Raw genomic sequence first — 22,816 nt, 5'->3', positions numbered from 1 at the left:
TGTCCTGACCTTCCGCAACCCGTGTCCCACTTCTCATAGTTCGCAGGTTCCGCGCCGCACCCAGGAGCAGCCATGACCGCCGACCCCCTCGCCGCACTCGCCACCGGCAGCCACGACCTCCCGGTCTCCGAGACCCTGGCCGCCTTCCTCACCCAGGGCTGGGCCCCCACCCCGCTGCCTGCCGACGCCCGCACCCCCGGCCACCACGTCACCCCGGCCCGGCGCGCCCGGCTGGCCGCCGCCTTCCCCGGCGAGCGGCTGGTCGTCCCCGCCGGGCAGTTGCACGTGCGGTCCAACTCCTGCGACTACCGCTTCCGCCCGCACAGCGCGTACGCCCACCTCACCGGCCTCACCGGCGAGGACCAGGTCGGCCACGTCCTGGTCGTCGAACCCACCGGCGAGGCCGTGCTCTACGCCCGGCCGCGCTCGCAGCGCACCCCCGGCAGCCGGGAGTTCTACGGCGACCGCCGGCACGGCGAGTTCTGGGTCGGCCGCCGCCCCGAACTGGCCGAGGCCGAGCAGCTGACCGGCATCCGCACCGTCCACCTGGACCGGCTCGCCGCCCTGCTGGACGGCCCGCAGCCCGCCACCCGGGTGCTCACCGGCACCGACCCCGCGGTGGACGCCGCCACCGGGCGCCCGTGTGCCGCCACCGCCTTCGCCGACGGCGAATTCGCCGCCGTCCTCGCCGAGCTGCGCCTGGTCAAGGACGCCTGGGAGGTCGAGCAGCTGCAGCTGTCCGTCGACCACACCGTCACCGGCTTCGCCGACGTGGTCCGCGCCCTGCCCGCGGCGCTGCGCCACCCGCGCGGCGAACGCTGGCTGGAGGGCGCCTTCAACCAGCGCGCCCGCGCCGAGGGCAACGGCGTCGGCTACGACACCATCGTGGCCTCCGGCGCGCACGCCTGCTCGCTGCACTGGATCCGCAACGACGGCCCGCTCGACCCCACCCAGCTGCTGCTGCTCGACGCCGGCGTGGAGACGGACTCCCTCTACACCGCCGACATCACCCGCACCCTGCCGATCAGCGGCACCTTCTCCCCCGTCCAGCGCGAGGTGTACGACCTGGTGCTGGCCGCCCAGAGCGCCGGCATCGCCACCCTCAAGCCCGGTGCCTCCTTCCGCGACTTCCACCGCGCGGCGATGCGGGTGATCGTCGAGGGGCTGGCCGACTGGGGGGTGCTGCGGGTGCCCGCCGAGGAGTCGCTGCGCGACGACGTCGGCCTGCACCGCCGCTACACCCTGTGCAGCAGCGGGCACATGCTCGGCCTCGACCTGCACGACTGCGCCCGGGCCCGGGCCGCCACCTACCTGGACGGCGTGCTGGAGGAGGGCATGGTGCTCACCGTCGAACCCGGCCTCTACCTCCAGCCCGACGACGAGACGCTGCCCCTCGAACTGCGCGGCATCGGCGTCCGGATCGAGGACGACCTGGTGATCACCGCGGACGGGGCGCGGCTGATGTCCGCCGAGCTGCCGCGCACCGCCGACGACGTCGAGGAGTGGATGGGCGCCCTGCTGGGCTGACCGCGGCCCGCGCCGGATAATGCCTGGAGCGCGCTCCAGCTGACCCGGCATGATCTGATGCCATGTCGACGATCAGCTATCTGACCCCCGCCCAGGCCGTCGCCGAGTCGGGCTTCAGCCTGGACACCCTGCGGTACTACGAGAAGATCGGCCTGCTGGACGGGGTGGAGCGCTCCGCCAGCGGGCACCGCCGCTTCACCCCCGCCGACCTGGAGTGGCTCGGCGTGCTGCGCTGCCTGCGCGACACCGGCATGCCGATCGCCGACATGCTCCGCTTCGCCGAACTGGTCCGCGACGGCGAGCACACCTTCGCCGACCGGCTGGCCGTCCTGCTGGAGCACTCGGCCCAGGTGGACGAGCAGATCGAGCTGCTGCGCCGCCAGCGGGCCTACCTTCAGCACAAGGTCGACTTCTACCGCTCGGCGATCGCCCCGTAGCCGCCGGCCGTCCCGCCGCCCGCTACAGCAGCTTGGCCAGGCCGCGCGCGAGCGCGGGCAGCCCGTCCTCCGCCCGGCGGTGGCGGTGCAGCGCCGCCCGGCCCGCCCCGCCGCGCAGCCGGGCGGCGAGCCGGGCCGGCAGCACCACGGTCAGCAGGAAGCCCCGGCCGCCGAACCCCTCCGCCATCCAGGACATCCACGGCACCGGGAAGTTGCCCGCCGGGCTGAAGAAGACCGGCGGCCGCCCCTCGAACACCACCTCGTACAGCCCGAACCGCGACCAGTTCGACAGGCTGAACCGCCGGTTCGCCGGATCGAAGCCGAGCGGCACGCACTCCCCCGTCCGCTCCCGGCCCAGCGCCCGCAGGAAGTCCAGGTTGGACCGCAGGTTGAGGTGGTCCTCGGGGAAGCGCAGCACCGCGTCGCGCAGGGCCCCGGCCAGCGCCGCCGGCCCCTGGGCGGGCGCCCACGGCAGGTGGATCTCGCTCAGCGGGTTGCCGACCAGCGTCGCCGGCATCCCCAGCGCGCGGCGGACGTTCACCGGCACGGTGACCCACCTGGTCCCGGTGTCGCCGTCCAGCTCCCGCAGGGTGGCCACCACGTGCGCGGTCAGCGCGTCGCCCGCGCTCAGCCGGCGCCCCGCCGCGTCGGCCGCCTCCCGGTGCAGCCGGGCGACCTCCTCCTCGGCGAAGAACACCTGCAGGGTCCGGTTGGCCCGTCCCGCCGCCGCCACCTCGGCGGCCAGCGCCGCCGCCTCCGCCGCGTCCGGCACCCGGAAGCCCGGCCGTCCGCAGTCCGTCGCGGGCAGGTGCCGCTCCAGGTACGCCTCGCGGTCCACCACCTGCACGGCCGGTTCGACGGTGCCGCCCTCCACCGCCGCCGACCAGGCCCGCATCAGCAGCATGAACGACTGCAGGTCGCCCACCGCGTGGTGCCAGGAGCAGCCGAGCGCCGTACCGCCGGCCGAGGGGCGGGTCACCCGTACGGTGAACAGCGGCAGGCCGCCGCCGCGCGCCTTCGCGGCGTCCACCGGGTCGACCAGGTCGCCGCCGCCGGGCGCGGTCACCCGGCCCATCAGCTCCTCCAGGGTGCCGTCCACCTCGTAGGCGGCCATCGGCACCCCGGCGTCGTCGCAGACGATCTCCAGCACACCGTCGTCGGCGGTGCGCAGCCGGCCGCCGAACTCCGGGACGGCGGCCAGGGCGGCGGCCAGGCCGGACGCCAGCCGGTCCTCGTCCAGCGCCCGCTCGTAGAAGTGCACCACCGAGACCGAGAGGTCGGCGAGCATGGTGTCGGTCAGCCCGCAGCGCACCACCGTCCCGGTCGCCCGCCCGGCGGTGACGGTCCGGACTCCACGGAACTGCGGCCAGGCGCTCACGACTGCTCCCTCGGGGGCGAAAGTCCGTCCGGACACCAACCGACCTGCGGCGGAGGCGACTTCAGACCCTAGGGCCTGGCCAGGCCAATGGTCCAGTCCAATCGACGAGGTGGCCGGAGGAGAGCGCTACCTCCCCGCCTCCGCCCACAGCGCCCGGGTCAGCCGGGCGGCCGGGCCGGTCCGGGCCAGCCGGTGGCCGGTGCCCGCCCACAGGTGCATCGCGTCCAGGTCCGCGCGCCGGGTCGCCGCCGCCCGCAGCGGCTGGGTCAGGTGGTGCACCTCCGGGTAGCCGGTCGGCGCGTACGGCTGGTACCGGTCGATGAACGCGTTGCGCAGCCCCCGCGCCGGCCGCCCGGTGAACGCCCGGGTCACCACCGTCTCCCCCAGCTCCAGCAGCGCCCGCCGGTGCGCCGGGGACGCCCCCGACTCGTCGCTGCGCAGGAACGCCGTGCCCAGCTGCACCGCCTCCGCGCCCGCGTCCAGCGCCGCCGCGATGCCCGGGCCGTCCGCCAGGCCGCCCGCCGCGATCAGCGGCAGGTCCGTCACCCGCCGTACCGCCGCCAGCAGTTCGAGCAGCGGGGCGCTGCCCGGCTCGTCCTCCGCTCGGTGCGTCCCCCGGTGCCCGCCCGCCTCCGGGCCCTGCACGGTCAGCGCGTCCATGCCCCGCCCGGCCGCCGCCACCGCCTCCGCGGCGCTCGTCACCGTCCCCACCTGCACCGTGCCCGCCGCCCGCACCTGGGCCGCCTCCGCCGCGCTCGGCAGCCCGAAGGTGTACGACACGTACGCCACCGGGTCGGCCACCAGCGCCGCCAGCTTCGCCTCCCAGTCGTCCCGGTCCTCCGCCACCCGCTCCGGCAGCTCCACGCCCCACCGCCGCGCCTCCGGCAGCAGCCGCTCCCGGTACGCCGCCACCACCGCCGGATCGGCCGCCGGACCCGGCACGAACAGGTTCATCCCGAACGGACGGTCCGTCAGCGCCCGGGTGGCACGGATCTGCTCCGCCATCCCGGCCGCCGTCCGGTACCCGGCCGCCAGGAAGCCCAGCCCGCCGGCCCCGCCGACCGCCGCCACCAGCTCCGGCGTCGACCCGCCGCCGGCCATCGGCGCCGCCACCACCCCGACCGCGAGCCCGAGCCCCATCCCGACCACCTTCCGCAGCTGCTCCGTCCCGGCCACCCTACGCACGGCCCGCCCCGCCGCCGGCACCCCGACACGACACCCCGTCAGCTCCCCGCGCCGCGGACCGCCGCAGGGTCGTCGCCGTCCCCGCCCCGGCCGGGATGACACGATCCGAGCCCTACCCGAGACGGGAGAGCGTGCGCCCGACCGTCGCGCAGAGCCGGTCGTCGTCCGCGATCGCGCTGACGCCCTGACCGGGCACCGGACGCCGGTCCACGGTCAGCAGCGGCCGCAGCAGCGGCGCGGCACCCGCCGCGTCCGGGCCGATCCCGCCGATCCGGGCGATCGACCGCTCGGCGCGCCTCCCGATCCCGGCCTCCCCGGGCAGCGCGAACCGCAGCGCGACGACGGTGGCGTGGGCGTCCTCGGGCGTCCCCGTGATCCGCCACAGCGCGTGGGCGAGGTCGACCTGGTTCCAGTCCCGCTCGCGCGGCCCGACCCGCTCCCGCAGTCGGGGTTCCAACCGGCGCGCGAGCGGCCCCAGCTCGGCGACGAGCCCGGGCAGCAGGTCCGCCGACTCCTGCCCCAGCCGGGCGAGCAGCGGCTCCGGGTCGCCGCTCGCGCGCCAGTACCGGACGGCCACGCGGTGCCGCTCGCCCGGGCCGGCGTCCGGGGGCCCGTCCGGGCCTGCCGCCCGGACCGCCTCCCGGGCCGGCGCCGTGCCGACGGCCACCAGGGCGTCGAGCGCCCACGGTTCGGCCTCCGTCCCGACCAGTCGCAGCAGTTCTCCGGTGGCCGGGGCGGCCGCCGGCCCCCAGGCGGCGAGCAGCAGGACGAGGTCCCGCCGCTCGTCGCGCGTCCGGGCCGCTCGCAGTCGCCCGATCAGCAGTGGCAACAGCACGTCCGCGTGGGCCCGCAGCGGTTCGAGGAGCCTGGTCAGCGTGGGCCCGCACCCGAAGTGGGCCAGGCCCCGCGAGGCGAACGCCGTGGCGGGGTCGCCGGCCGCCAGCCGCTCGGCGAGCGGGGCGACGACCCGCGCGTCCCCGATCCCGGACAGCGCGTGGAGTGCTCCGAGCGCCACGGCCGGTTCGGGCGCGCGGGCGAGTTCGGCCAGCCGGTCGGCCCACGGCACGCCGCGACTCCCGCAGGCAGCGACCAGTTCGACGGCCAGGGTCCGCACCTCGGGGTCCGGGTCGGCCAGCCGATCGGCCACCCGGGGCAGCAGCTCGTCCACCGGGGAGCGCCAGCGGCTCATCACTTCGCCCGCGGTCCACAGCCCCGGGGCGCCAGGTCCGCCCGGGCCGGTCAGCAGCAGGGTGCTGAGGCGGACGCGTCCGGCGCGGTCGTCGCCGAGCGCGGCGTCCGCCTGCGGCGCCAGCCGGTCGGGCCGGTGGGGTCCGCACCAGGCGTCGACCCAGGGGCCGACGTCGCTGCGACCGAGGGCCTCCGCGATGACGTCGATGTGCCGGGCGTCGCGCCCGCCCAGGCCGCTCCGGCGCAGGGCGACCGCCCCGGCCAGCCGCTGCGCGGGCTCGTGCCGGGCGGTCAGCGACAGCAGCCAGTCGACGCTCTCCGCCGGCCACTCCCCGTCCAGGTGCCGGAGCAGCTGACCCGCCGCCATGACCAGGCCGATCCGGGCGGCCTCGTCCTCCTCCACCTGCCAGCGCCGGTGGAGGGCGGGCAGGACCCGGTCGGCCGCCCGCACGGCCTGGGCCAGCGGGAAGCCGACCTCCCGGCGGACCCGCGGGTCCGGGTCGTCGAGCAGCTCCACCAGGACGGGGACGGCGCCGTCCCAGGCGGCGGGCCAGGCGGGCGTGACGAACCGGGGCGCGGCCTGACGCCCCACCTTGGCCAGTGAACCGATCAGCCGGACGGCTCCGCACCGCAGCCGGCAGCCGGGGTCGGCGGCCCAGCCGAGCAGCACGGGAAGGACCGGCGGCGCGGCGGAGACGACCGCTCCGCCTTGGTGGAAGACCTTGTTGTGCAGCTCGCCGAACGCGCGGTCCGCTGTCTCCGGGTCCGCACCGGCGCACCGGGCGATCAGCGCCGGAAGGTCGCCGGCCGGGCCGTAGTGGTGGTCGAGCGTGTCCCACACCGGGGACGGGGAGTCCTGGAGCACCAGGGAACTTCTTCTCTTCGGAGGTCCTTCGACTCCCCGGATGCTATCCGAGCCCGGGCGGCACCGGGCGCGGGCGGCTCAGGAGGCGGCCGGGCGGATCAGCCCGGTGCTGAGGCCGGCGGCGATGGCGGAGGTGCGCGAGTCGACGCCGAGCTTGTCGTAGATGTGGACCAGGTGCGTCTTCACGGTGGCCTCGCTGATGAACAGGCGCTTGGAGATCTGCCGGTTGGCGAGGCCCTCGGCGAGGAGCTGGAGGATCTCCGCCTCGCGCGGGCTGAGGGTCGGGCGCCCGGCCCGGACCCGGCCGAGCAGGCGGGCGGCGACCGGCGGGGCGAGCACGGTCTCGCCGCGGGCGGCGGCGTGGACGGCGGCGGCGACCTCCTCGGGCGGGGCGTCCTTGAGCAGGTAGCCGGTGGCCCCGGCCTCGACGGCGGCGAGGATGTCGGCGTCGGTGGAGTAGGTGGTGAGGATCAGCACGGCGGGCGGCGAGGGCAGCGCGGTGATCCGCCGGGTGGCCTCGACGCCGTGCATGCCGCTGCCCATCTGGAGGTCCATCAGGACCACGTCGGGGCGGGGGCCGGGCCCGTCGAGCAGGGCGAGCGCGGCCGCCCCGTCCGCGGCCTCGCCGACCGCCTCGACGTCGGGCAGGTCGTCGACCATGGCGCGCAGGCCGCGCCGGACCACGGGGTGGTCGTCCACCAGCAGTACGCGGATCACTGGACCACCGCCACCGGGGCCCCGGTGGGCACGCTCTCCGCCGTCCCGATCGCGCGCAGCGGCAGGGAGACGGCGACGGCGGTGCCCTCGCCGGGGGCGGACTCGACGGTGAGGGTGCCGCCGAGGGCGGTGATCCGCTCGTGCATGCCGTGCAGGCCGAAGGAGTCGGGGCCGGGGGCGGTGACCGCGTCGAAGCCGATGCCGTCGTCGAAGACGTCCAGGGTGACCTCGTCGTCGAGGTAGCTGAGGGTGACCGCGATCCGGGAGGCGCGGGCGTGCCGGACGGCGTTGGCGAGCGCCTCCTGGGTGAGGCGCAGCAGCGCGACCTCGGCCTCGACCGGCAGCGGGTAGGGCTCGCCGTCGAGGTGGAAGTCGGCGTCGGCGCCGCCGGCGAGGCGTCGCAGCGCCTCGGTCAGGGTGGCGTCGTCGAGCGCGGGCGGGGCGAGCGCGTGGACGAACCGGCGGGCCTCCGCGAGGTTGGCGGAGGCGGTGTCCTGGACCTCGCGGATCCGCTCGGCGGCGGCCCCCGGGTGGGTGGTCAGGGTGGCCTCGGCGGACCGGGCGAGCAGCACGATGCTGGACAGGCCCTGGGCGAGGGTGTCGTGGATCTCGCGGGCGAGGCGCTGCCGCTCGGCGAGCACGCCCGCCTCGCGCTGGCTGGCGGCGAGCTCGTCGCGGGTGCGGACCAGGTCGTCGATGAGCTGCTGCCGGGCCCGGCTCTCCCGGTAGAGGGCGGCGTAGCCGTACGCGGTGAGCAGGGCGACGGCGGCGCCGGCGACCGGGCCGAGGACCTTGGGGACGGTGAGCCCGCCGGGGGTGGAGGCCTGGGCGGCGACCACCACGCCGGTGAGCGCGAGCACGGCGGTCAGCGACCAGCGCAGCGGCAGCACGTGCAGGCAGACGAAGTACAGCGGGAAGGCGAGGTAGCAGAACTCGGGGTGCTGCAGGGTGAGCGCGATCCACAGCGCGACGACCGCGCCGAGCCAGACGCCGGCCCACAGCCGGGTGTCGCGGACCCGCTCCGCCACGCCCCCCGACGCGTAGACGGCCGCGAGCACCCCGGCGGTGGCGAGGCCGCCCGCGCCGAGACTGCCGCCGACCACGCCCCGGACCAGCAGCACGCCCAGCAGGGTGAAGAACAGCCCGTGCAGGGCGAGGTTCATCAGCCGCAGGGCGGGGGTGCGGGCAGAGTGGACGGGACTCTCGGGTGCGGGCGGTTCGGTACGGGACACGCCTTCCGAGGGTACGGGGTGCGGCGGCCGCGCAGGAGCGGCCCGGCATCAACCGTTCGATGTATTTGCAGGTCCACCGCCTGTGCGGCGGCGGACCCGTACGTCTCCCCGATGGCAGGGGCACCCCGGTTCGCCAGGGTGGAGGGGTACTCAGCAGCAGGTATCCACCCTCGTCCCGGAAGGTCCCCGTGTTCGTCGCACTGCGTGACATCCGCTTCGCCAAGGGGCGCTTCGCCCTGATGGGCGCGGTCGTCACCTTGATAACGACCCTGGTCGTGTTCCTGTACGGACTGACCGGCGGGCTGGCCTCGGCCGCCTCGTCGACCGTCGCCGAGCTGCCCGCCGACCGGATCGTCTTCGGCGCGCCCGCGGGCGCGGCGCCGGAGGTGTCGTTCAGCAACAGCACGGTCTCCGCGCAGCAGCAGGCCGCGTTCGCCGCCGCGCCGGGCGTGCGCTCGGTGGCGCCGCTGGGCATCTCGATGACCCGGCTGACCGCCTCCGACGCGGCCGCCTCGGTCTCCGTGGTCGGCACCACCGCCGCGATGCTGCCGCCGCTCTCCGCCGGCGGCGCCCCGCAGGACGGGCAGCTCGTGGTCGGCGCCGACACCGCGGCGAAGTACCGCCTGGCGGTGGGCGACCAGGTCGCGGTCGGCCCGAAGCGGCTGACCGTCTCCGGTCTCGCCGCCGAGCGCTCCTTCTCCCACGCGCCGACGGTGTGGACCACCGTGGCCACCTGGGAGCAGGTGTCCGGCCAGTCCCAGCCGACCGCGCTCGCCCTGACCGGCTCGCCCGGCGGCCTCGCCGCACTCGACGCCCGGCAGTCCACCGACACCGTGCCGCTGTCCGACGCGCTGTCCGGCATCAACGGGTACGCGGCCGAGCAGGGCAGCCTGCAGATGATCCAGGGCTTCCTGTTCGCGGTGAGCGCCCTGGTGGTCGGTGCCTTCTTCACGGTGTGGACGGTGCAGCGCAAGCCCGACATCGCGGTGCTCAAGGCGGTCGGCGCGTCCAGCGGCTACCTGGTGCGCGACGCGCTGGCGCAGGCCGCGGCCGTCCTGCTCGGCGGCGCGCTGCTCGGCGGGGCGGTCGGCGGCCTCGGCGGGCTGTTCGCGGCCGCCGCCGTGCCCTTCGCGGTCAGCGCCTCCAGCGTGGCCGTGCCGGTCTCCGTGATGGTCCTGCTCGGCCTCGCCGGGGCCGCGCTCGCCGTCCGCCGCATCACCGCCGTCGACCCGCTGGCTGCCCTGGGGGCCAACCGATGACCACCGCACTCGACACCCTGACCACCCGCACCGGTCTCGCCCTGCGCGACGTCACCCTGACCTACCCCGACGGCGAGGCCCGGCTCACCGCGCTGGACGCGGTCTCGCTGGACGTCGCGCCCGGCGAGTTCACCGCCGTCGCCGGGCCGTCCGGCTCCGGCAAGTCCAGCCTGCTGGCGGTCGCCGCGACCCTGCTGCGCCCCGACTGCGGCGAGGTGCTGATCGACGGCGTCGACGCGGGCGCGCTCGGCGACCGGGAGCGCACCGCGCTGCGCCGCGACCGGCTCGGCATCGTCTTCCAGCAGTCCAACCTGCTCGCCTCGCTCACCGCCGTCGAGCAGCTGCTGGTGCTGGAGTCGGTCCGCGGCCGGCGCCCCCGGGAGGCCCGGCGCCGCGCCGAGGAGCTGCTGGCCTCGGTCGGCCTGGAGGGCGCCAAGCAGCGGCGCCGCCCGCACCAGCTCTCCGGCGGCGAGCGCCAGCGGGTCAACATCGCCCGCGCCCTGTTCGGCGAGCCCTCCGTCCTGCTGGTCGACGAGCCCACCTCCGCCCTCGACCACGAGCGCGGCGCCCAGATCGTCACCCTGCTCGCCGAGATCACCCGCGCCCACTCCACGGCCACCGTCATGGTCACCCACGACCGCGACCTCCTCGGCCGCGTCGACCGCGTCCTGGAGATGCACGACGGCCGCCTGTCCTGAGCCCGGCCACGACGGAGCCCCGGCGACCTCGCGGTCACCGGGGCTCTTCGCCGATCGGGTCAGCGGGTGCCGAGGCGGAGGGCGGGGCGTTCCTCGACGGGGGTGTCGGCGCCGGAGGCCCAGAGGGAGCGGATGTGGCCGAGGTGGCGGGACATGCAGTCCTCGGCGGCGGTGGCGTCGCCGGAGATCATCAGGTCGAGGAGTTCGAGGTGCTCCTCGGCGGAGGAGACGAGTTCGCCGCGCTGGTCGAGGCGGTTGAGGCCGTAGAGCCGGGAGCGCTTGCGCAGGTCGCCGACGGTCTCGACCAGACGGGAGTTGCCGGCCAGGCCGAGCAGGTCGAGGTGGAACTGGCGATCGGCCTCCAGGTAGCCGATCAGGTCGTGCTTGCGGGCGGCGGCGACGATCGCCTCGGCCTGCGGCCGCAGCGCCTCCAGCTGTTCGGCGGTGGCGGTGCGGGTGACCCGGCCGACGGTGGGTACCTCGATCAGGGCGCGGATCTCGGTGTACTCGTCGAGGTCGCGCTCGCTGAGCTCGGTGACCCGGAAGCCCTTGTTGCGGACGGCCTCGACCAGGCCCTCGCGGGCCAGGTCGAGCATCGCCTCGCGCACGGGGGTGGCGGAGACCCCGAAGTCCGCGGCGAGCGCGGGCGCCGAGTAGACGACGCCGGGGCGCAGCTCGCCGGAGATCAGCGCCGCGCGCAGGGCGTGGGCGACCTGGTCGCGCAGCCGCTCCTGGACGGAGATGAGGGTGCGGGGCTTGAGGTCCGCCATGGTGTTCCTCCGGAGGTTTGCAGGACCTCATTGTACAATGTCACGTTACGGTGAGTGAATCCGCCCGGCCGCGTCCCAGTTCGTACTGTGCGGCGGCCACCGCGAGGTCCTGCCACGCCATGCCGACGCTCTTGAAGAACCTCGGCCGATTGTGCGGTACAACTGCCTCGCCGGTCACCAGTTCTGACAGATTAGCAAGGCTGTCCGCCGCGGCCCCGGCCTGGATCAGGTCGCCGGCCTCCCGCAGCGCCACCGTCCTGGCCTCGACGTACCGGGCGGCCCGGCCGACCAGGACGGCGTCGACCTCGCGGGCCTCGGGCTCGTGCGAGCCGACGGCCGCGACCACCGCGTGGTCGGGCACCAGGGCGCCGTCGAAGAGCGGGGTGCGGGCGGTGGTGCAGCAGACCACGGCGTCCGCCGCGGCGACGGCCTCCGGTCCGCCGGTGCGGGCCTTCAGTCCGAGCGAGGCCGCGTACGCGACGAGCCGCTCGGCGGGCCCGGCGCTGCGGGCGACCACGGTCAGCTCGACGAGCGGCAGGACGGCGCGCAGCACGTCGAGGTGCCCGTACGCCTGGGGGCCGGCCCCGAACAGCACCAGGTGCCCGGTGCCGGGTGCGGCGAGCCGGCGCAGGGCGACGGCGGTGACCGCGGGGGTGCGCAGCGCGGTGAGCGCGGCGCCGTCCAGCAGGGCGAGCGGCTGCAGGGTGGCGCCGTCGAGCAGCAGGTAGCTGCCGGTGATCCGGGGCAGGCCGCGGGCGGGGTTGGCGGGCGCGACGCCGGCGATCTTGACCCCGGCGTACCGCTCGGTGGCGGCCGGCATCAGCAGGAGCTCACCGGCGGGCACCGGGATGTTGGAACGCTGCGGGCAGTTCTCCGGGTCGAGCCCGTCGAGCAGGACGCGTTCCAGCGCGGCGACGGCCGCCTCCGGGGTCAGCGTGAGGTCGAGCGGCGCGGTCACAGCAGGAATCCCGTCCCGAGCGCGTCGTCGGTGTCGAGCACGAAGCGGTGCTCGCCGGTGCGGTACGCGGTGCCGGTGACCTCGGTGACGATGCCGCCGTCCTGTTCGGCGAGGGCGCGGCCGGTGAAGACGGTGCCGATGACCGATTCGTGGCGCAGTTCCTCGCCGGCGCCGAGCCGGCCGTCGACGGCGAGCAGGGCGAGCCGGGCGGAGCTGCCGGAGCCGCACGGGGAGCGGTCGATCTGGCCGTCCGCGAAGACGGTGACGTTGCGCTGGTGCGGGCCGGCCGGGGTGTCGGCGAGCTCGTCGAAGAGGATCACGCCGTAGATGCCGTCGCGGACCGCGGCGACCGCCGGGTGGTCGGCGAGGGCGGCGCGGATCTCCCGCCCGGCCGCGGTCAGTCCGGCGAGCTGCCCGGGAGCGACCTGCAGGCCGAGGTCGGCGGCGCGGACCGAGGCGTACAGGGCTCCGGAGTGCGCCAGGTCGACCTCGACGGTGCCGCGGGCGGTGGCCGTCTCGATCTTGCGGGCGACGATCCGGGTGGGGACGTTGCGGAAGGTCACGCCGGTGGTGCGGCCGCCGGCGCGGTGCACGGTGGCGCTGACCCTCCCGGACGGCACGTCGATGCGCACCAGCGCGGTGCCGTCCTCGGGGGCCTGGACCAGTCCGGAGTCCACCGCCCAGGCGCCGAGCGCCATGGTGCCGTGGCCGCACGCGGTCGAGTAGCCGTCCTTGTGCCAGAACAGCACGCCCAGGTGGGCCTCGCCGTCGTCCGGCGGGACCAGGAAGCCGCCGTACATCCCGGCGTGGCCGCGGGGTTCGCGGGTGAGCAGCCGGCGGATGTCGTCCAGGGCGCTGGGCCGCGGCGAGGTCGCGGTGCCGCCGGAGCCGATCGCGATGGCCCGGCGCTCGGCGACGCTGTCGCCGGGGATCGGCGGCAGGCCGGCGGTGACGATCCGGAACGGCTCGCCGGCGGTGTGGTAGTCGGTGGTGGCGATGTTCACCGGGTGCCTCCGGCGGGGAGCAGGGTGACGGTGCGGGAGGCGGTGTAGAAGTCGAGCACGGCCTGGCCCTGCTCGCGCGAGCCGTAGCTCGCGGCCTTGGCCCCGCCGAACGGCAGGTGGAAGTCGACGCCGCTGGACGGCGCGTTGACCCGGACCATGCCCGCGTCGAGGCGGTCGGCGGCGGCCAGCGCCACGTCCAGGTCGCGGCTGTGCACGGAGGTGGAGAGGCTGTGCCGGGTGTCGTTGGCCAGCGCGATCGCCTCGTCCAGGTCGGCGGCGTGCAGCAGCACGGCGACCGGGCCGAAGAACTCCTCGGTGCGCAGCGGGTGATCGGCGGGGACGTTCTCCAGCAGGGCCGGCTCCAGGTACCAGCCGTCCCGCTCGGCGCGGCGGCCGCCGGCCAGCAGGGTCGCCCCGGCCGCGGTCGCGCTGCCGATCGCGGAGGTCAGCCGGTCGAGGGCGGCCTCGTTGATGACCGGGCCGCACGCGGTGGCGGACCGGGCCGGGTCGGCGGCGGGGGTGGCGGCCAGCGCCTTGGCGAGCGCCTCGGCGAGCGGCTCGTACGCGTCGCCGACCGCGATCACCCGGCTGGTGGCGGTGCACTTCTGGCCCGCGTAGCCGGCGATCGCGGCGGCCAGGTGGGCGGCCGCCTGGGCGATGTCGGCGTCGGGGAGGACGAGCGCGGCGTTCAGGCCGCCCATCTCCGCCTGGACGGGGATGCCGCGCTCGGCGGTCGCCGCGACGACGGCCCGGCCGACCCCGGTGGAGCCGGTGAAGGACACCACGTCGGTGGCCGCCACCAGCGCGGCGCCCTCCTCGGCGCCGCCCGGGACGACGGTCAGCACGCCCTCGGGCAGACCGGCCAGCTCGGCCAGGCGCAGGGCGCACGCGGTGGCCTCGGGCGCGGGCTTGAGCACCACGGTGTTGCCGACGGCGAGCGCGGGCGCCGCCTTCCAGGTCGGGATGGCCAGCGGGAAGTTCCACGGCGTGATCAGTCCGGCCACGCCGTACGGGCGGCGCCGGGTGAGCAGCAGGCCCTCGCCGGCGGCCGGCTCGTGCACCGCGCCGGACGGGGCGAACGCCGCCTGCGCGTAGTAGCGCCAGATCGCGACGGTGCGGGCGAGCTCGCCGCGCGCCTCGACGACCGGCTTGCCGACCTCGCGGACGGTCAGCGCGACCAGCTCCTCGGCGTTCGCCTCCACCGCGTCGGCGGCCCGGCCGAGCGCCGCGGCCCGCGCGGCGGCGCCGATCGCCAGCCAACCGGGCTGCGCGGCGCGGGCCCGGGCCACCGCCGCCGCCACCCCGGCGGCGCCGGGGGCCTCGACGGCGACCACCAGATCGGCCGGGTCGGCGGGGTTGTACGAGCTGATGGTCATCGAAGAGGCACCTTTCGGTCTCACCCCGCGCCCCGGCAGGGGCGCGTGGGGGTCCCTCCCGGCCGGAGGCCGGGGGAGAACTGCGCGAAGCGGAAGAGCAGGCGGGTCAGGTCGCGGCACGGACGGAACGCGGCACGCGGCACGCGGCAGCGTCGGAGCGGCAGCGTCAGAGCAGGAACCCCGCCGGGAAGGGATCCGTCGGGTCCAGGAAGTACTGGGCCGTGCCGGTCACCCAGGCCCGGCCGGTGACCGTCGGCACGACGGCGGGGCGGCCGGCGACCTCGGTCTCCTCCACCAGGCGGCCGGTGAAGCTGGTGCCGATGAAGGAGTCGTTGACGAAGTCGGTGTCCAGCGGGAGTTCGCCGCGCGCGTGCAGCTGGGCCATCCGCGCGGAGGTGCCGGTGCCGCAGGGCGAGCGGTCGAACCAGCCGGGGTGGATGGCCATCGCGTGCCGGGAGTGCCGGGCGTCGGAGCCGGGGGCGAGCAGCTGGACGTGGTGGCAGCTGTGGATGGACGGGTTGTCCGGGTGGACCGGCCGGTCGGCGCTCGCGTTGACGGCGTCCATCATGGCGAGCCCGGCGTCCAGGATCTCCTGCTTGCGCTCCCGCTCGAAGGGCAGCCCGAACTGCTCCAGCGGCAGGATCGCGTAGAAGTTGCCGCCGTACGCCAGGTCGTAGGTGACGGTCCCGAAGCCGGGCACGTCGACCTTGAGGTCCAGGGCGACGGAGTACGAGGCCACGTTGCGGATGGTCACGGCCTTCGCCGCGCCGTTCTCCACGTGGACGTCGGCGACGACCAGCCCGGCGGGCGTGTCGAGGCGCACGGTGGTGACCGGTTCGACGACCGGCACCATGCCGGTCTCGACCAGGACGGTGGCGACCCCGATGGTGCCGTGGCCGCACATCGGCAGCAGCCCGGAGACCTCGATGTAGAGCACGCCGAAGTCGGCGTCCGGCCGGGTGGGCGGCTGCAGGATCGCGCCGCTCATCGCGGCGTGGCCGCGGGGCTCGTACATCAGCAGGGTGCGGAAGTGGTCGAGGTGCTGCTGGAAGTGGACCCGCCGCTCGGCCATGGTGGCGCCGGGCACGGCGCCGAACCCGCCGGTGATCACCCGGGTCGGCATGCCCTCGGTGTGCGAGTCGACGGCGTGGAAGACGTGGCGGCTGCGCATCGCGTGTGCTCCTGGAAGGTGGGCGGGCCGGCTCCCCCCGGTGAGCCGGCCCTGCGGTCTGGCGTGGTGCCGGTCCGGGTTACTTGTGGCCCTCGGCGATGGCCTTCTCGGTGGCCGCGCGCACGGCGGCGTCGATCTCCGGGACGAGCGGCAGGCGCGGCGCGCGGGTGGGGCCGCCGCGACGGCCGGCGATGTCCTGGGAGAGCTTGATCGCCTGGACGAACTCGGTCTTGGAGTCCCAGCGCAGCAGCGAGTGCAGCGACTTGTACAGCGGGAGGGCGACCGGGAGGTCGCCGGCGACGGCCGCGCGGTACAGCGTGGCGGAGGCCTGCGGCAGCGCGTTCGGGTAGCCGGCGATCCAGCCGACGGCACCGGCGAGGGCGAGCTCCAGCAGGACGTCGTCGGCGCCGATCAGCAGGTCCAGCTCGGGGGCGAGCTCGGCGATCTCGTACGCCCGGCGGACGTCGCCGCTGAACTCCTTGACCGCGACGATGGAGCCCTCGGCGTGCAGCTCGGCGAGCAGCGGGGGGACCAGGTCGACCTTGGTGTCGATCGGGTTGTTGTAGGCCACGATCGGCAGGCCGGCCTGCGCGACCTCGGCGTAGTGCGCGCGGACGGCGGCCCGGTCGGCGCGGTAGGCGTTCGGCGGCAGCAGCAGCACGGAGCCCGCGCCGGCCTCGGCGGCCTGCTCGGCCCACCGGCGGGACTCGGCGCTGCCGTACGCGGCGACGCCGGGCATCACGCGGGCGCCGTCGCCGGCCGCCTCGACGGCGACGGTGACGACCTTGGCGCGCTCCTCCGGGGTGAGGGTCTGGTACTCGCCCAGCGAGCCGTTGGGCACCACGCCGTCGCAGCCGTTGTCGATCAGCCAGCGGACGTGCTCGGCGTACGCGTCGTAGTCCACCGTGAGGTCGTCACGGAACGGAAGCGTGGTGGCGACCATGATGCCGCGCCACGGACGAGTGGGGTCGTGCGCTTCGAGGGACACGGGGGGAACTCCCTTGTAGGTGAGGTGTGACATTTTATAGAAGGGGGCAGAGGACCACAAGGCCCCCGCCGAAAAGCCGCGGAAGGCTCAGGCCGGCGGCTCGGCCAGCTGCGCCAGCGGCACCGGGCAGGACAGCGGGCGGCTGTCCGCCCGGCCCTCGGGCCCGCCGGACAGGCAGGCCACGGCCGCGCCGCACATCCGGCCCTGGCACCAGCCCATCCCGGCCCGGGTGAGCAGCTTGACGGTGCGGGCGTCGCCCGCGCCGAGCTCCTCCACGGCCTCCCGGATCCGCGCGACGGGGACCTCCTCGCACCGGCAGACGTCCGTCTCCGGGGTCAGCCAGCCGGTCCAGCCGGCGCCCGGCACGTGCGCCGCGGCCATCAGCTCCGCGAACGCCCGCCGGCGGTCGCGGCGGACCACCGCGCCGCGCGGCGCGGGCCGTCCGGCCACCGCGTACGCGGCCAGCACGCCCTCGGCGAGCGCCAGGTCGGCGCCGCCGACCCCGCAGGTCTCCCCGGCCGCGAACAGCCCGTCCAGGCTGGTGCGCTGCTCGGCGTCGACGGCGAGCGCCACCGCGCCGTCCGGGGTGGTCCTGGTCGCGGCGCCCAGCTCGGTGGCCAGCTCGATCTGCGGGACGAGCCCGTGGCCGACCGCGACCGCGTCGCACGCGATCCGGCGCTCGGTGCCGGGCACCGGGCGCCAGTCCCCGTCCAGCCGGGCCACCGTGACGGCGGTGACCCGGTCGGTGCCGTGCGCCTCGACCACCGCGCCGGACCGGCGCAGCCGGACCCGGTGCCGCAGCAGGGTCGCACCGTGCCGGGCGCCCTCGACCAGCTTCGCCGGGTTGCCCAGCAGGGTGGGCAGGCCCTTGGCGTAGCCGAGGTAGTCGGTGGCCTCCACCACCGCCGGCACCTCGGCGCCGGCGTGCACCAGCGAGGAGGCGGCGGCCAGCAGCAGCGGACCGCTGCCGGCCACCACGATCCGCCGCCCGGGCAGCACCAGGCCGGACTTCAGCATGGCCTGGGCGCCACCCGCGGTGACCACCCCGGGCAGCGTCCAGCCCGGGAAGGGCAGCTGCCGCTCGTACGCGCCGGTGGCGAGCAGGACGGCGCCCGCCTCGACGGTGGTGCGGTCGGCGGCCTCCGGGCCGTGCGTGGTGTGCAGCCGCCACACCGGGCCGCGCTCGGCGGCCCAGACGTGGTGGCCGGCCAGGTGGTCGACGCCGGCGTGCGCGGCGAGGCGCTCGCGCAGGCCGGCGAAGGCCGACCAGCCGTGGTGCAGCCGCTCGGGGCGGGCCGCGCCGAGTTCGGGCGCGGGGTGCCGGTAGTACTGGCCGCCGATCCGCGCCCCGGCGTCGACCAGCGCGACCCGCAGGCCCAGGTCGGCCGCGGTCACCGCGGCCGCCAGCCCCGCTGGGCCGGCCCCGACCACCGCCAGGTCGTACGGCCTCCCCCCGGCGCGGGCCGCGCCCGCCGGGTGCGCGCCGGCGCTCCGGCCGCTCTCAGATCGCGAGTTCGGCATGGCCGTGGCCCTCCTGGGTGGTGACGGTGTCGCCGTCCTCGGCGGGTTCCAGGCAGGTGCGCCGGTTGGGCCGGCCGTTGACGGTGGCGAGGCAGTCGAAGCACTGGCCGATCCCGCAGAACGCGCCGCGCGGCCTCCCGCCGTCGCGGGTGGTGCGCCAGGCGAGCACGCCGGCGGCCCACAGCGCGGCGGCGATGGTCTGCCCGGGCAGGGCGGGCACCGGGCGGCCGTCGAAGAGGACGGTGCGGGCGGGCCCGGGCTCCGCGCCGACCAGGTCGATGGGGTTGCGGCCCATGGCGGTCACTCCGTTCCCTTGCTGAAGCGGTCGGCCCGGAAGGGCGCGAGGTCGAGGCCGGGCTCCTTGCCGGTGAGCTGCTCGGCGATCAGCAGGCCGGTGGCGGGAGCGAGGCCGATGCCGGCGCCCTCGTGGCCGCACGCGTGGTACAGCCCCTCGACCCGGGGGTCGGCGCCGATGGCGGGCAGGTGGTCCGGCAGGTACGGGCGGAAGCCGCGGTAGGCGCGCTGCACCGAGACGGTGCGCAGGACCGGGAAGAGCGCGGCGGCCTGGGCGGCGAGCCGGCGCAGCACCTCGGTGGAGAGCGTCCGGTCGAAGCCGACCCGCTCCCGGCTGGCGCCGATCAGCACCGGCCCGGCGGGCGTGCCCTCGACCACGGCGGAGCTCTGCAGGTCGGCGGAGCCGCTGGCGACGTCGGCGACGTAGTCGGCGGCGTACACCTTGCGGCGGACGATCCGCGGCAGCGGTTCGGTCACCAGGACGAAGCCGCGCCGGGGCATCACCGGCAGCTCGACCCCGGCGAGGGCGGCGAGTTCGCCGCCCCAGGTGCCGGCCGCGTTGACCACGGCGGCGGCGGGCAGCTCGCGGCGGTCGGTGCGCACGCCGGTGACGGCGCCGCCGGGGCCGCGCAGCAGGCCGGTGACGGCCTCGCCGAGGAAGCGGTCGGCGCCGGAGGCGCGCAGCAGGTGGGCGGCGGCCAGGGCGGGCTGCACCTGGGCGTCCTGCGGGTAGAGGAAGCCGCCGGCCAGGCCTTCCGCGAGGTGCGGCTCCAGTTCGCGCAGCCGGTCGCCGGGGATCTCCTCGGCGTCGACGCCCACGGTGCGCTGCTCAGCGGCGAAGGCGCGCAGGGCGTCCTGCCCGGCCTCGCCGGAGGCGACCACCAGGCCTCCCTTGGGCTCGTACTCGACCGCCTCGCCGAGGGTGTCGGCGAGTCCGCGCCACAGCCGGGTGGAGAGCAGCGCGAGGTCGAGTTCGGGGCCGGGCTCCTTGTCGGAGACCAGCAGGTTGCCCTCGCCCGCGCCGGTGGTGCCGCCGGCCACCGGGCCGCGGTCGACCACGGCGACCCGCAGGCCGGCCAGGGTGGCGTAGTACGCGCAGGCGGCGCCGACGACACCGGCGCCGATCACCACGACGTCGTGGGGGGATCGCTTGAGCACCTCAGTAATATGTCACATGGCTCAATGCTCTGCCAAGCCCGCCCCACCGCGAGCCTTCCCAGGTCAGGCGCCCGGGGAACGCGCGGGGGCGGGAGCACCGAGGCGGGAACACCGAGGCGGGAAGACCGGGGGCGGGAACGCCGAGGGCCCCGCACCGCCGGGGTGGTCGGCGGTGCGGGGCCCGGGCCGGGCGTCGGCGGGATCAGGTGATGTCGTCGTCGATGTGCTCGCGGCGCGCGGCCGGCACCGGGGCGGGCGCCTCCGGGGCCGCGGAGGCCTCGATCTCCTCCGCGCCCTCCACGCCGTCCACCGACAGGTCCACGTGGGACGCCTCGTCGTCGTCCAGACCGGCGTCGGGGTTGCGGGCCGCCTTGCGCTTGTCGTTCATCAGCGCGATGCCCACGGCGACGAAGTACAGCGCCCAGATCGGCGCGGCCAGCGCCAGCATCGACAGCGGGTCCGCGCTCGGCGTCGCGAACGCGGCGAACACGGTGATGCCCATCACCATGCCGCGCCACCAGCCCAGCAGCCGCTTGCCGGTGAGCACGCCGACGAAGTTCAGCATCACCAGGAACAGCGGCAGCTCGAAGCCCAGGCCGAAGACCAGCACCATCCGGGTGACCAGGTCGAGGTAGGTCTCCACCGGCACGATCGCCTCGACGTCGTCGCCCGCCATGCCGGCCAGCACCGCCGCGGTGGTCGGCATGACCAGGTAGGCGAAGGCCGCGCCGGCCAGGAACAGCGGCGTGCCGAAGCCCAGGAAGCTCAGCGAGTAGCGGCGCTCGTGCTTGTGCAGGCCCGGCGCGACGAAGCGCCAGAGCTGGTACAGCCAGACCGGGGTCGCCGCCACCAGGCCGGCCGTGAGGCTGACCTTGAGGACGACGGTGAACGGCGCCAGCAGGCCGATGTTGGCGACCTTGACGCAGCTCTCCAGCCCGGGCGGCTTGGTGCCGTCGGGGAGGCAGCGCGGCAGCGGGTCGGTGAGGAAGTTGATCAGGTGCTTGTTGAAGTAGGCCGCGACGATCGTGAACACCAGGATGGCGAGCACCGACTTCACCACGCGGTTGCGGAGCTCGCGCAGGTGGTCGGCGAGGGCCATCCGACCCTCGGGGTCCTTGTCTGGCTTGGACGACTTGGTCAACCCGGGTCCTCGAATCGTGCGGCGGCTTCAGCGGAGCGGCGGTACGGGCTCAGGCGGCGCGGTCGGTGCGGGCCGCGCCGGGCGCCGCCTTGACCACCCGGTCCGGCTCCGCCTCGGGCTTCGAGGCGTCGTCGAACTCCCTGCGCAGGGCCTTGGTCTCGCTCTTCAGGATGCGCAACGAGCGGCCCAGCGCCCGCGCGGCGTCGGGCAGGCGCTTGCCGCCGAAGAGCAGCACGGCGAAGAGCACGACCAGGACGATCGCCGTCGGCGAGATCCTCACGGCGGACCACCTCCCTGCGGAGGGACCACTCCCCCGCTTCCGGCGATGGTAGCCGCTGGGGGCGGCCTACCGGGAACCCAGGTCCTTCCGATTTCCCGCCCGCTCCGCGGGCAGCCGCCGGGTGAACAGCAGACTGGCCGCCGTGATGGCCGAGCAGGCCAGCACCGCGGACTTCAGCCCCGCGATCTGGGCGCTCTCGTAGTTCTCCAGCAGCGCGGCCGCCTCGGCCGGCGGCAGCCCGGGCTGGGCGGCCAGCGCCGCGGCCACCTGGTCGGACGGGACGAAGGAGATCCCGGCCTCCACCCGGGTCGTGGCCTGCGCGGAGACCGCCGCGGAGATCCGCGGGTCGCCGCCCACCAGCTCGGTCACCGAGCCGGCCAGCGCCCCGATCAGCAGCGCGCCGATCAGCGCGGTGCCCACCGAGGAGCCCAGGTTCTGCGCGGTGTACTGCAGGCCGCCGGCCTCGCTGCGGTCCTGCTCCTCGACACCGGACTGCACCACGTTGCCCAGCTGCGAGGCGAGCATCCCGAGGCCCAGCCCGAGCAGCGCCATCGAGCCGGCGAAGGAGGCGCCGTTCAGCTCCGGGCCGATCGTGGTGATCAGCCACAGCGTCGCCGCCAGCAGGACCAGCAGCCCGACCCGGACGATCCGCCGCGGCGAGGCCACCCGCAGCAGCAGCGAGCCCGACATCGAGGCGACCAGCATCGCGATCGACACCGGCAGCAGCTTCAGCCCGGTCTCGAAGGCGTCCAGGCCCTGCACCACCTGGAGGTAGAGCGGGATCACGAAGAACAGGCCGAGCAGGATGGTGTTCTGGTTGAACAGCGTCATCAGGCCCGAGCGCAGCACCCCGACCCGGAACAGCCGGACGTGCACCAGCGGGGTCCGGCCCAGCCGCTCCTGGCGCCGCTCGTTGTGGACGAAGGCGTACAGCAGCGCCCCGCCGACGGCGATCACGAACAGCGTCGGGGCGAAGCCCAGCACGGTGAAGGGCGGGTTGCGCGGCTGCACCCAGCCCCAGGTGCCGCTCTGCAGCACCGCCAGCACCACCAGCGCCAGCCCGGCCGCGGAGAGCAGCACGCCCGGCACGTCCAGCCGGCCGCGCTCGGCGGGCCGCTCCTCGGCCGGGATCCACCTGTTCAGCACCAGGATCAGCACCACCAGCACCACCTCGCCGGCGAACACCAGCCGCCAGGTGAGGTAGGTGGTGACCCAGCCGCCGAGCAGCGGACCGACCGCGATGCCGGCGCCGGCCAGCCCGCCGATCACGCCGTACGCCACCGCCCGGTCCCGGCCCTGGTACGCCCCCGCCACCAGCGCGGCCAGCGCGGGCAGCACCAGGGCCGCGCCGAGGCCCTCGATCACCGACCAGCCGAGGGCCAGCACCCCGACCGTCGGCGCCACCGCGGTCAGGCCGGAGCCGACCGCGTACACCACCAGCCCGCCCAGGAAGACCCGGCGGCGGCCGAACATGTCGCCGAGCCGGCCGCCGGTCAGCATGAAGGCCGCCATCACCAGGGTGTACAGGGTGATGACGGCCTGGATGGCGGTGACCTCCGTGTCGAAGTCCTCGACCAGCTGGCTGATCGACACGTTCATCACCGAGGCGTCCAGCACCATCAGGAACTGGGCCAGGCCCAGTACGGCCAGCGCCTTCCATCGGTCCACG

21 protein-coding genes are annotated in these 22,816 nt (G+C 75.8%); 4 read left to right on the top strand and 17 right to left on the bottom strand.

All coding sequences use genetic code 11. The annotated features are described in order from the left end of the window. Positions 1 to 72: 72 nt before the first annotated feature. Positions 73 to 1,527, top strand: a complete 1,455-nt coding sequence (locus ABEB06_RS30425; protein ID WP_345700115.1) for an aminopeptidase P family protein — start codon at positions 73 to 75, stop codon at positions 1,525 to 1,527. Positions 1,528 to 1,589: 62 nt separating this feature from the next. Beyond that, positions 1,590 to 1,964 carry a MerR family transcriptional regulator gene (locus tag ABEB06_RS30420; protein ID WP_345700114.1) on the top strand — a complete coding sequence of 125 codons (375 nt, stop codon included), beginning with the start codon at positions 1,590 to 1,592 and terminating at the stop codon, positions 1,962 to 1,964. 22 nt (positions 1,965 to 1,986) lie between these two features. On the opposite strand, the gene ABEB06_RS30415 is transcribed toward ABEB06_RS30420, so the two are convergent. From ABEB06_RS30415 to ABEB06_RS30395, 5 genes are all read right to left on the bottom strand, one after another. After that, the gene (locus ABEB06_RS30415; protein ID WP_345700113.1) at positions 1,987 to 3,342 is read right to left on the bottom strand and encodes an acyltransferase; all 1,356 of its coding nucleotides are present in this window, start codon (positions 3,340 to 3,342) and stop codon (positions 1,987 to 1,989) included. Positions 3,343 to 3,468: 126 nt separating this feature from the next. Then, positions 3,469 to 4,482 (bottom strand): nitronate monooxygenase, encoded by a 1,014-nt coding sequence (locus ABEB06_RS30410; protein ID WP_345700112.1) that lies wholly within the window; start codon positions 4,480 to 4,482, stop codon positions 3,469 to 3,471. 157 nt (positions 4,483 to 4,639) lie between these two features. Then, positions 4,640 to 6,580 (bottom strand): HEAT repeat domain-containing protein, encoded by a 1,941-nt coding sequence (locus ABEB06_RS30405; RefSeq protein ID WP_345700111.1) that lies wholly within the window; start codon positions 6,578 to 6,580, stop codon positions 4,640 to 4,642. A 78-nt stretch (positions 6,581 to 6,658) separates the two neighbouring features. Next, positions 6,659 to 7,297 (bottom strand): response regulator, encoded by a 639-nt coding sequence (locus ABEB06_RS30400; RefSeq protein ID WP_345700110.1) that lies wholly within the window; start codon positions 7,295 to 7,297, stop codon positions 6,659 to 6,661. Next, positions 7,294 to 8,529 (bottom strand): sensor histidine kinase, encoded by a 1,236-nt coding sequence (locus ABEB06_RS30395; protein ID WP_345700109.1) that lies wholly within the window; start codon positions 8,527 to 8,529, stop codon positions 7,294 to 7,296. Before ABEB06_RS30395 ends, ABEB06_RS30400 begins: the two co-directional genes overlap by 4 nt. A 188-nt stretch (positions 8,530 to 8,717) precedes the next feature. Here ABEB06_RS30395 and ABEB06_RS30390 point away from each other — a divergent pair, with 188 nt between their 5' ends. Beyond that, positions 8,718 to 9,788: an ABC transporter permease gene (locus tag ABEB06_RS30390; protein WP_345700108.1), complete on the top strand. Its 1,071-nt coding sequence runs from the start codon at positions 8,718 to 8,720 to the stop codon at positions 9,786 to 9,788. Then, positions 9,785 to 10,486 carry an ABC transporter ATP-binding protein gene (locus ABEB06_RS30385; RefSeq protein WP_345700107.1) on the top strand — a complete coding sequence of 234 codons (702 nt, stop codon included), beginning with the start codon at positions 9,785 to 9,787 and terminating at the stop codon, positions 10,484 to 10,486. The genes ABEB06_RS30390 and ABEB06_RS30385 overlap by 4 nt, the downstream gene beginning before the upstream one ends. A gap of 59 nt (positions 10,487 to 10,545) precedes the next feature. Here ABEB06_RS30385 and ABEB06_RS30380 read toward each other — a convergent pair whose 3' ends face one another. The 12 genes from ABEB06_RS30380 to ABEB06_RS30325 all read right to left on the bottom strand — a co-directional run bounded on the left by ABEB06_RS30380 (position 10,546) and on the right by ABEB06_RS30325 (position 22,815). Further along, the gene (locus ABEB06_RS30380) at positions 10,546 to 11,256 is read right to left on the bottom strand and encodes a GntR family transcriptional regulator (protein WP_345700106.1); all 711 of its coding nucleotides are present in this window, start codon (positions 11,254 to 11,256) and stop codon (positions 10,546 to 10,548) included. 40 nt (positions 11,257 to 11,296) lie between these two features. Continuing rightward, positions 11,297 to 12,214, bottom strand: a complete 918-nt coding sequence (locus ABEB06_RS30375; RefSeq protein WP_345700105.1) for an ornithine cyclodeaminase family protein — start codon at positions 12,212 to 12,214, stop codon at positions 11,297 to 11,299. Next, positions 12,211 to 13,218 (bottom strand): proline racemase family protein, encoded by a 1,008-nt coding sequence (locus ABEB06_RS30370; protein ID WP_345700104.1) that lies wholly within the window; start codon positions 13,216 to 13,218, stop codon positions 12,211 to 12,213. The genes ABEB06_RS30375 and ABEB06_RS30370 overlap by 4 nt, the downstream gene beginning before the upstream one ends. Further along, positions 13,215 to 14,594 (bottom strand): aldehyde dehydrogenase family protein, encoded by a 1,380-nt coding sequence (locus ABEB06_RS30365; protein ID WP_345700103.1) that lies wholly within the window; start codon positions 14,592 to 14,594, stop codon positions 13,215 to 13,217. The genes ABEB06_RS30370 and ABEB06_RS30365 overlap by 4 nt, the downstream gene beginning before the upstream one ends. A 166-nt stretch (positions 14,595 to 14,760) precedes the next feature. Next, positions 14,761 to 15,765, bottom strand: a complete 1,005-nt coding sequence (locus ABEB06_RS30360) for a proline racemase family protein (RefSeq protein ID WP_345700102.1) — start codon at positions 15,763 to 15,765, stop codon at positions 14,761 to 14,763. Between the two features lie 79 nt (positions 15,766 to 15,844). Continuing rightward, positions 15,845 to 16,708, bottom strand: coding sequence for a dihydrodipicolinate synthase family protein (locus ABEB06_RS30355; protein ID WP_425559814.1), 864 nt, complete (start codon positions 16,706 to 16,708; stop codon positions 15,845 to 15,847). 132 nt (positions 16,709 to 16,840) lie between these two features. After that, on the bottom strand, positions 16,841 to 18,274 hold the full coding sequence (locus ABEB06_RS30350) for an FAD-dependent oxidoreductase (protein WP_345700100.1): 1,434 nt from the start codon (positions 18,272 to 18,274) through the stop codon (positions 16,841 to 16,843). Beyond that, positions 18,255 to 18,569, bottom strand: a complete 315-nt coding sequence (locus ABEB06_RS30345; RefSeq protein WP_345700099.1) for a (2Fe-2S)-binding protein — start codon at positions 18,567 to 18,569, stop codon at positions 18,255 to 18,257. Before ABEB06_RS30345 ends, ABEB06_RS30350 begins: the two co-directional genes overlap by 20 nt. A gap of 5 nt (positions 18,570 to 18,574) precedes the next feature. Beyond that, positions 18,575 to 19,726 (bottom strand): NAD(P)/FAD-dependent oxidoreductase, encoded by a 1,152-nt coding sequence (locus ABEB06_RS30340; RefSeq protein WP_345700098.1) that lies wholly within the window; start codon positions 19,724 to 19,726, stop codon positions 18,575 to 18,577. Between the two features lie 202 nt (positions 19,727 to 19,928). Beyond that, positions 19,929 to 20,825 (bottom strand): twin-arginine translocase subunit TatC, encoded by an 897-nt coding sequence (tatC, locus tag ABEB06_RS30335; protein ID WP_425559813.1) that lies wholly within the window; start codon positions 20,823 to 20,825, stop codon positions 19,929 to 19,931. Positions 20,826 to 20,916: 91 nt separating this feature from the next. Then, positions 20,917 to 21,147: a Sec-independent protein translocase subunit TatA gene (tatA, locus tag ABEB06_RS30330; protein ID WP_345700096.1), complete on the bottom strand. Its 231-nt coding sequence runs from the start codon at positions 21,145 to 21,147 to the stop codon at positions 20,917 to 20,919. A 66-nt stretch (positions 21,148 to 21,213) separates the two neighbouring features. Then, positions 21,214 to 22,815, bottom strand: coding sequence for an MFS transporter (locus tag ABEB06_RS30325; protein ID WP_345700095.1), 1,602 nt, complete (start codon positions 22,813 to 22,815; stop codon positions 21,214 to 21,216). Between the last annotated feature and the right edge of the window lies 1 nt (position 22,816).

Origin of the sequence: Kitasatospora terrestris, assembly GCF_039542905.1 — a bacterium.
In the GTDB taxonomy this organism is placed as follows: domain Bacteria; phylum Actinomycetota; class Actinomycetes; order Streptomycetales; family Streptomycetaceae; genus Kitasatospora; species Kitasatospora terrestris.
Note: the sequence above shows the minus strand (reverse complement) of the source record. Positions and strands in the feature narration are given on the sequence as shown.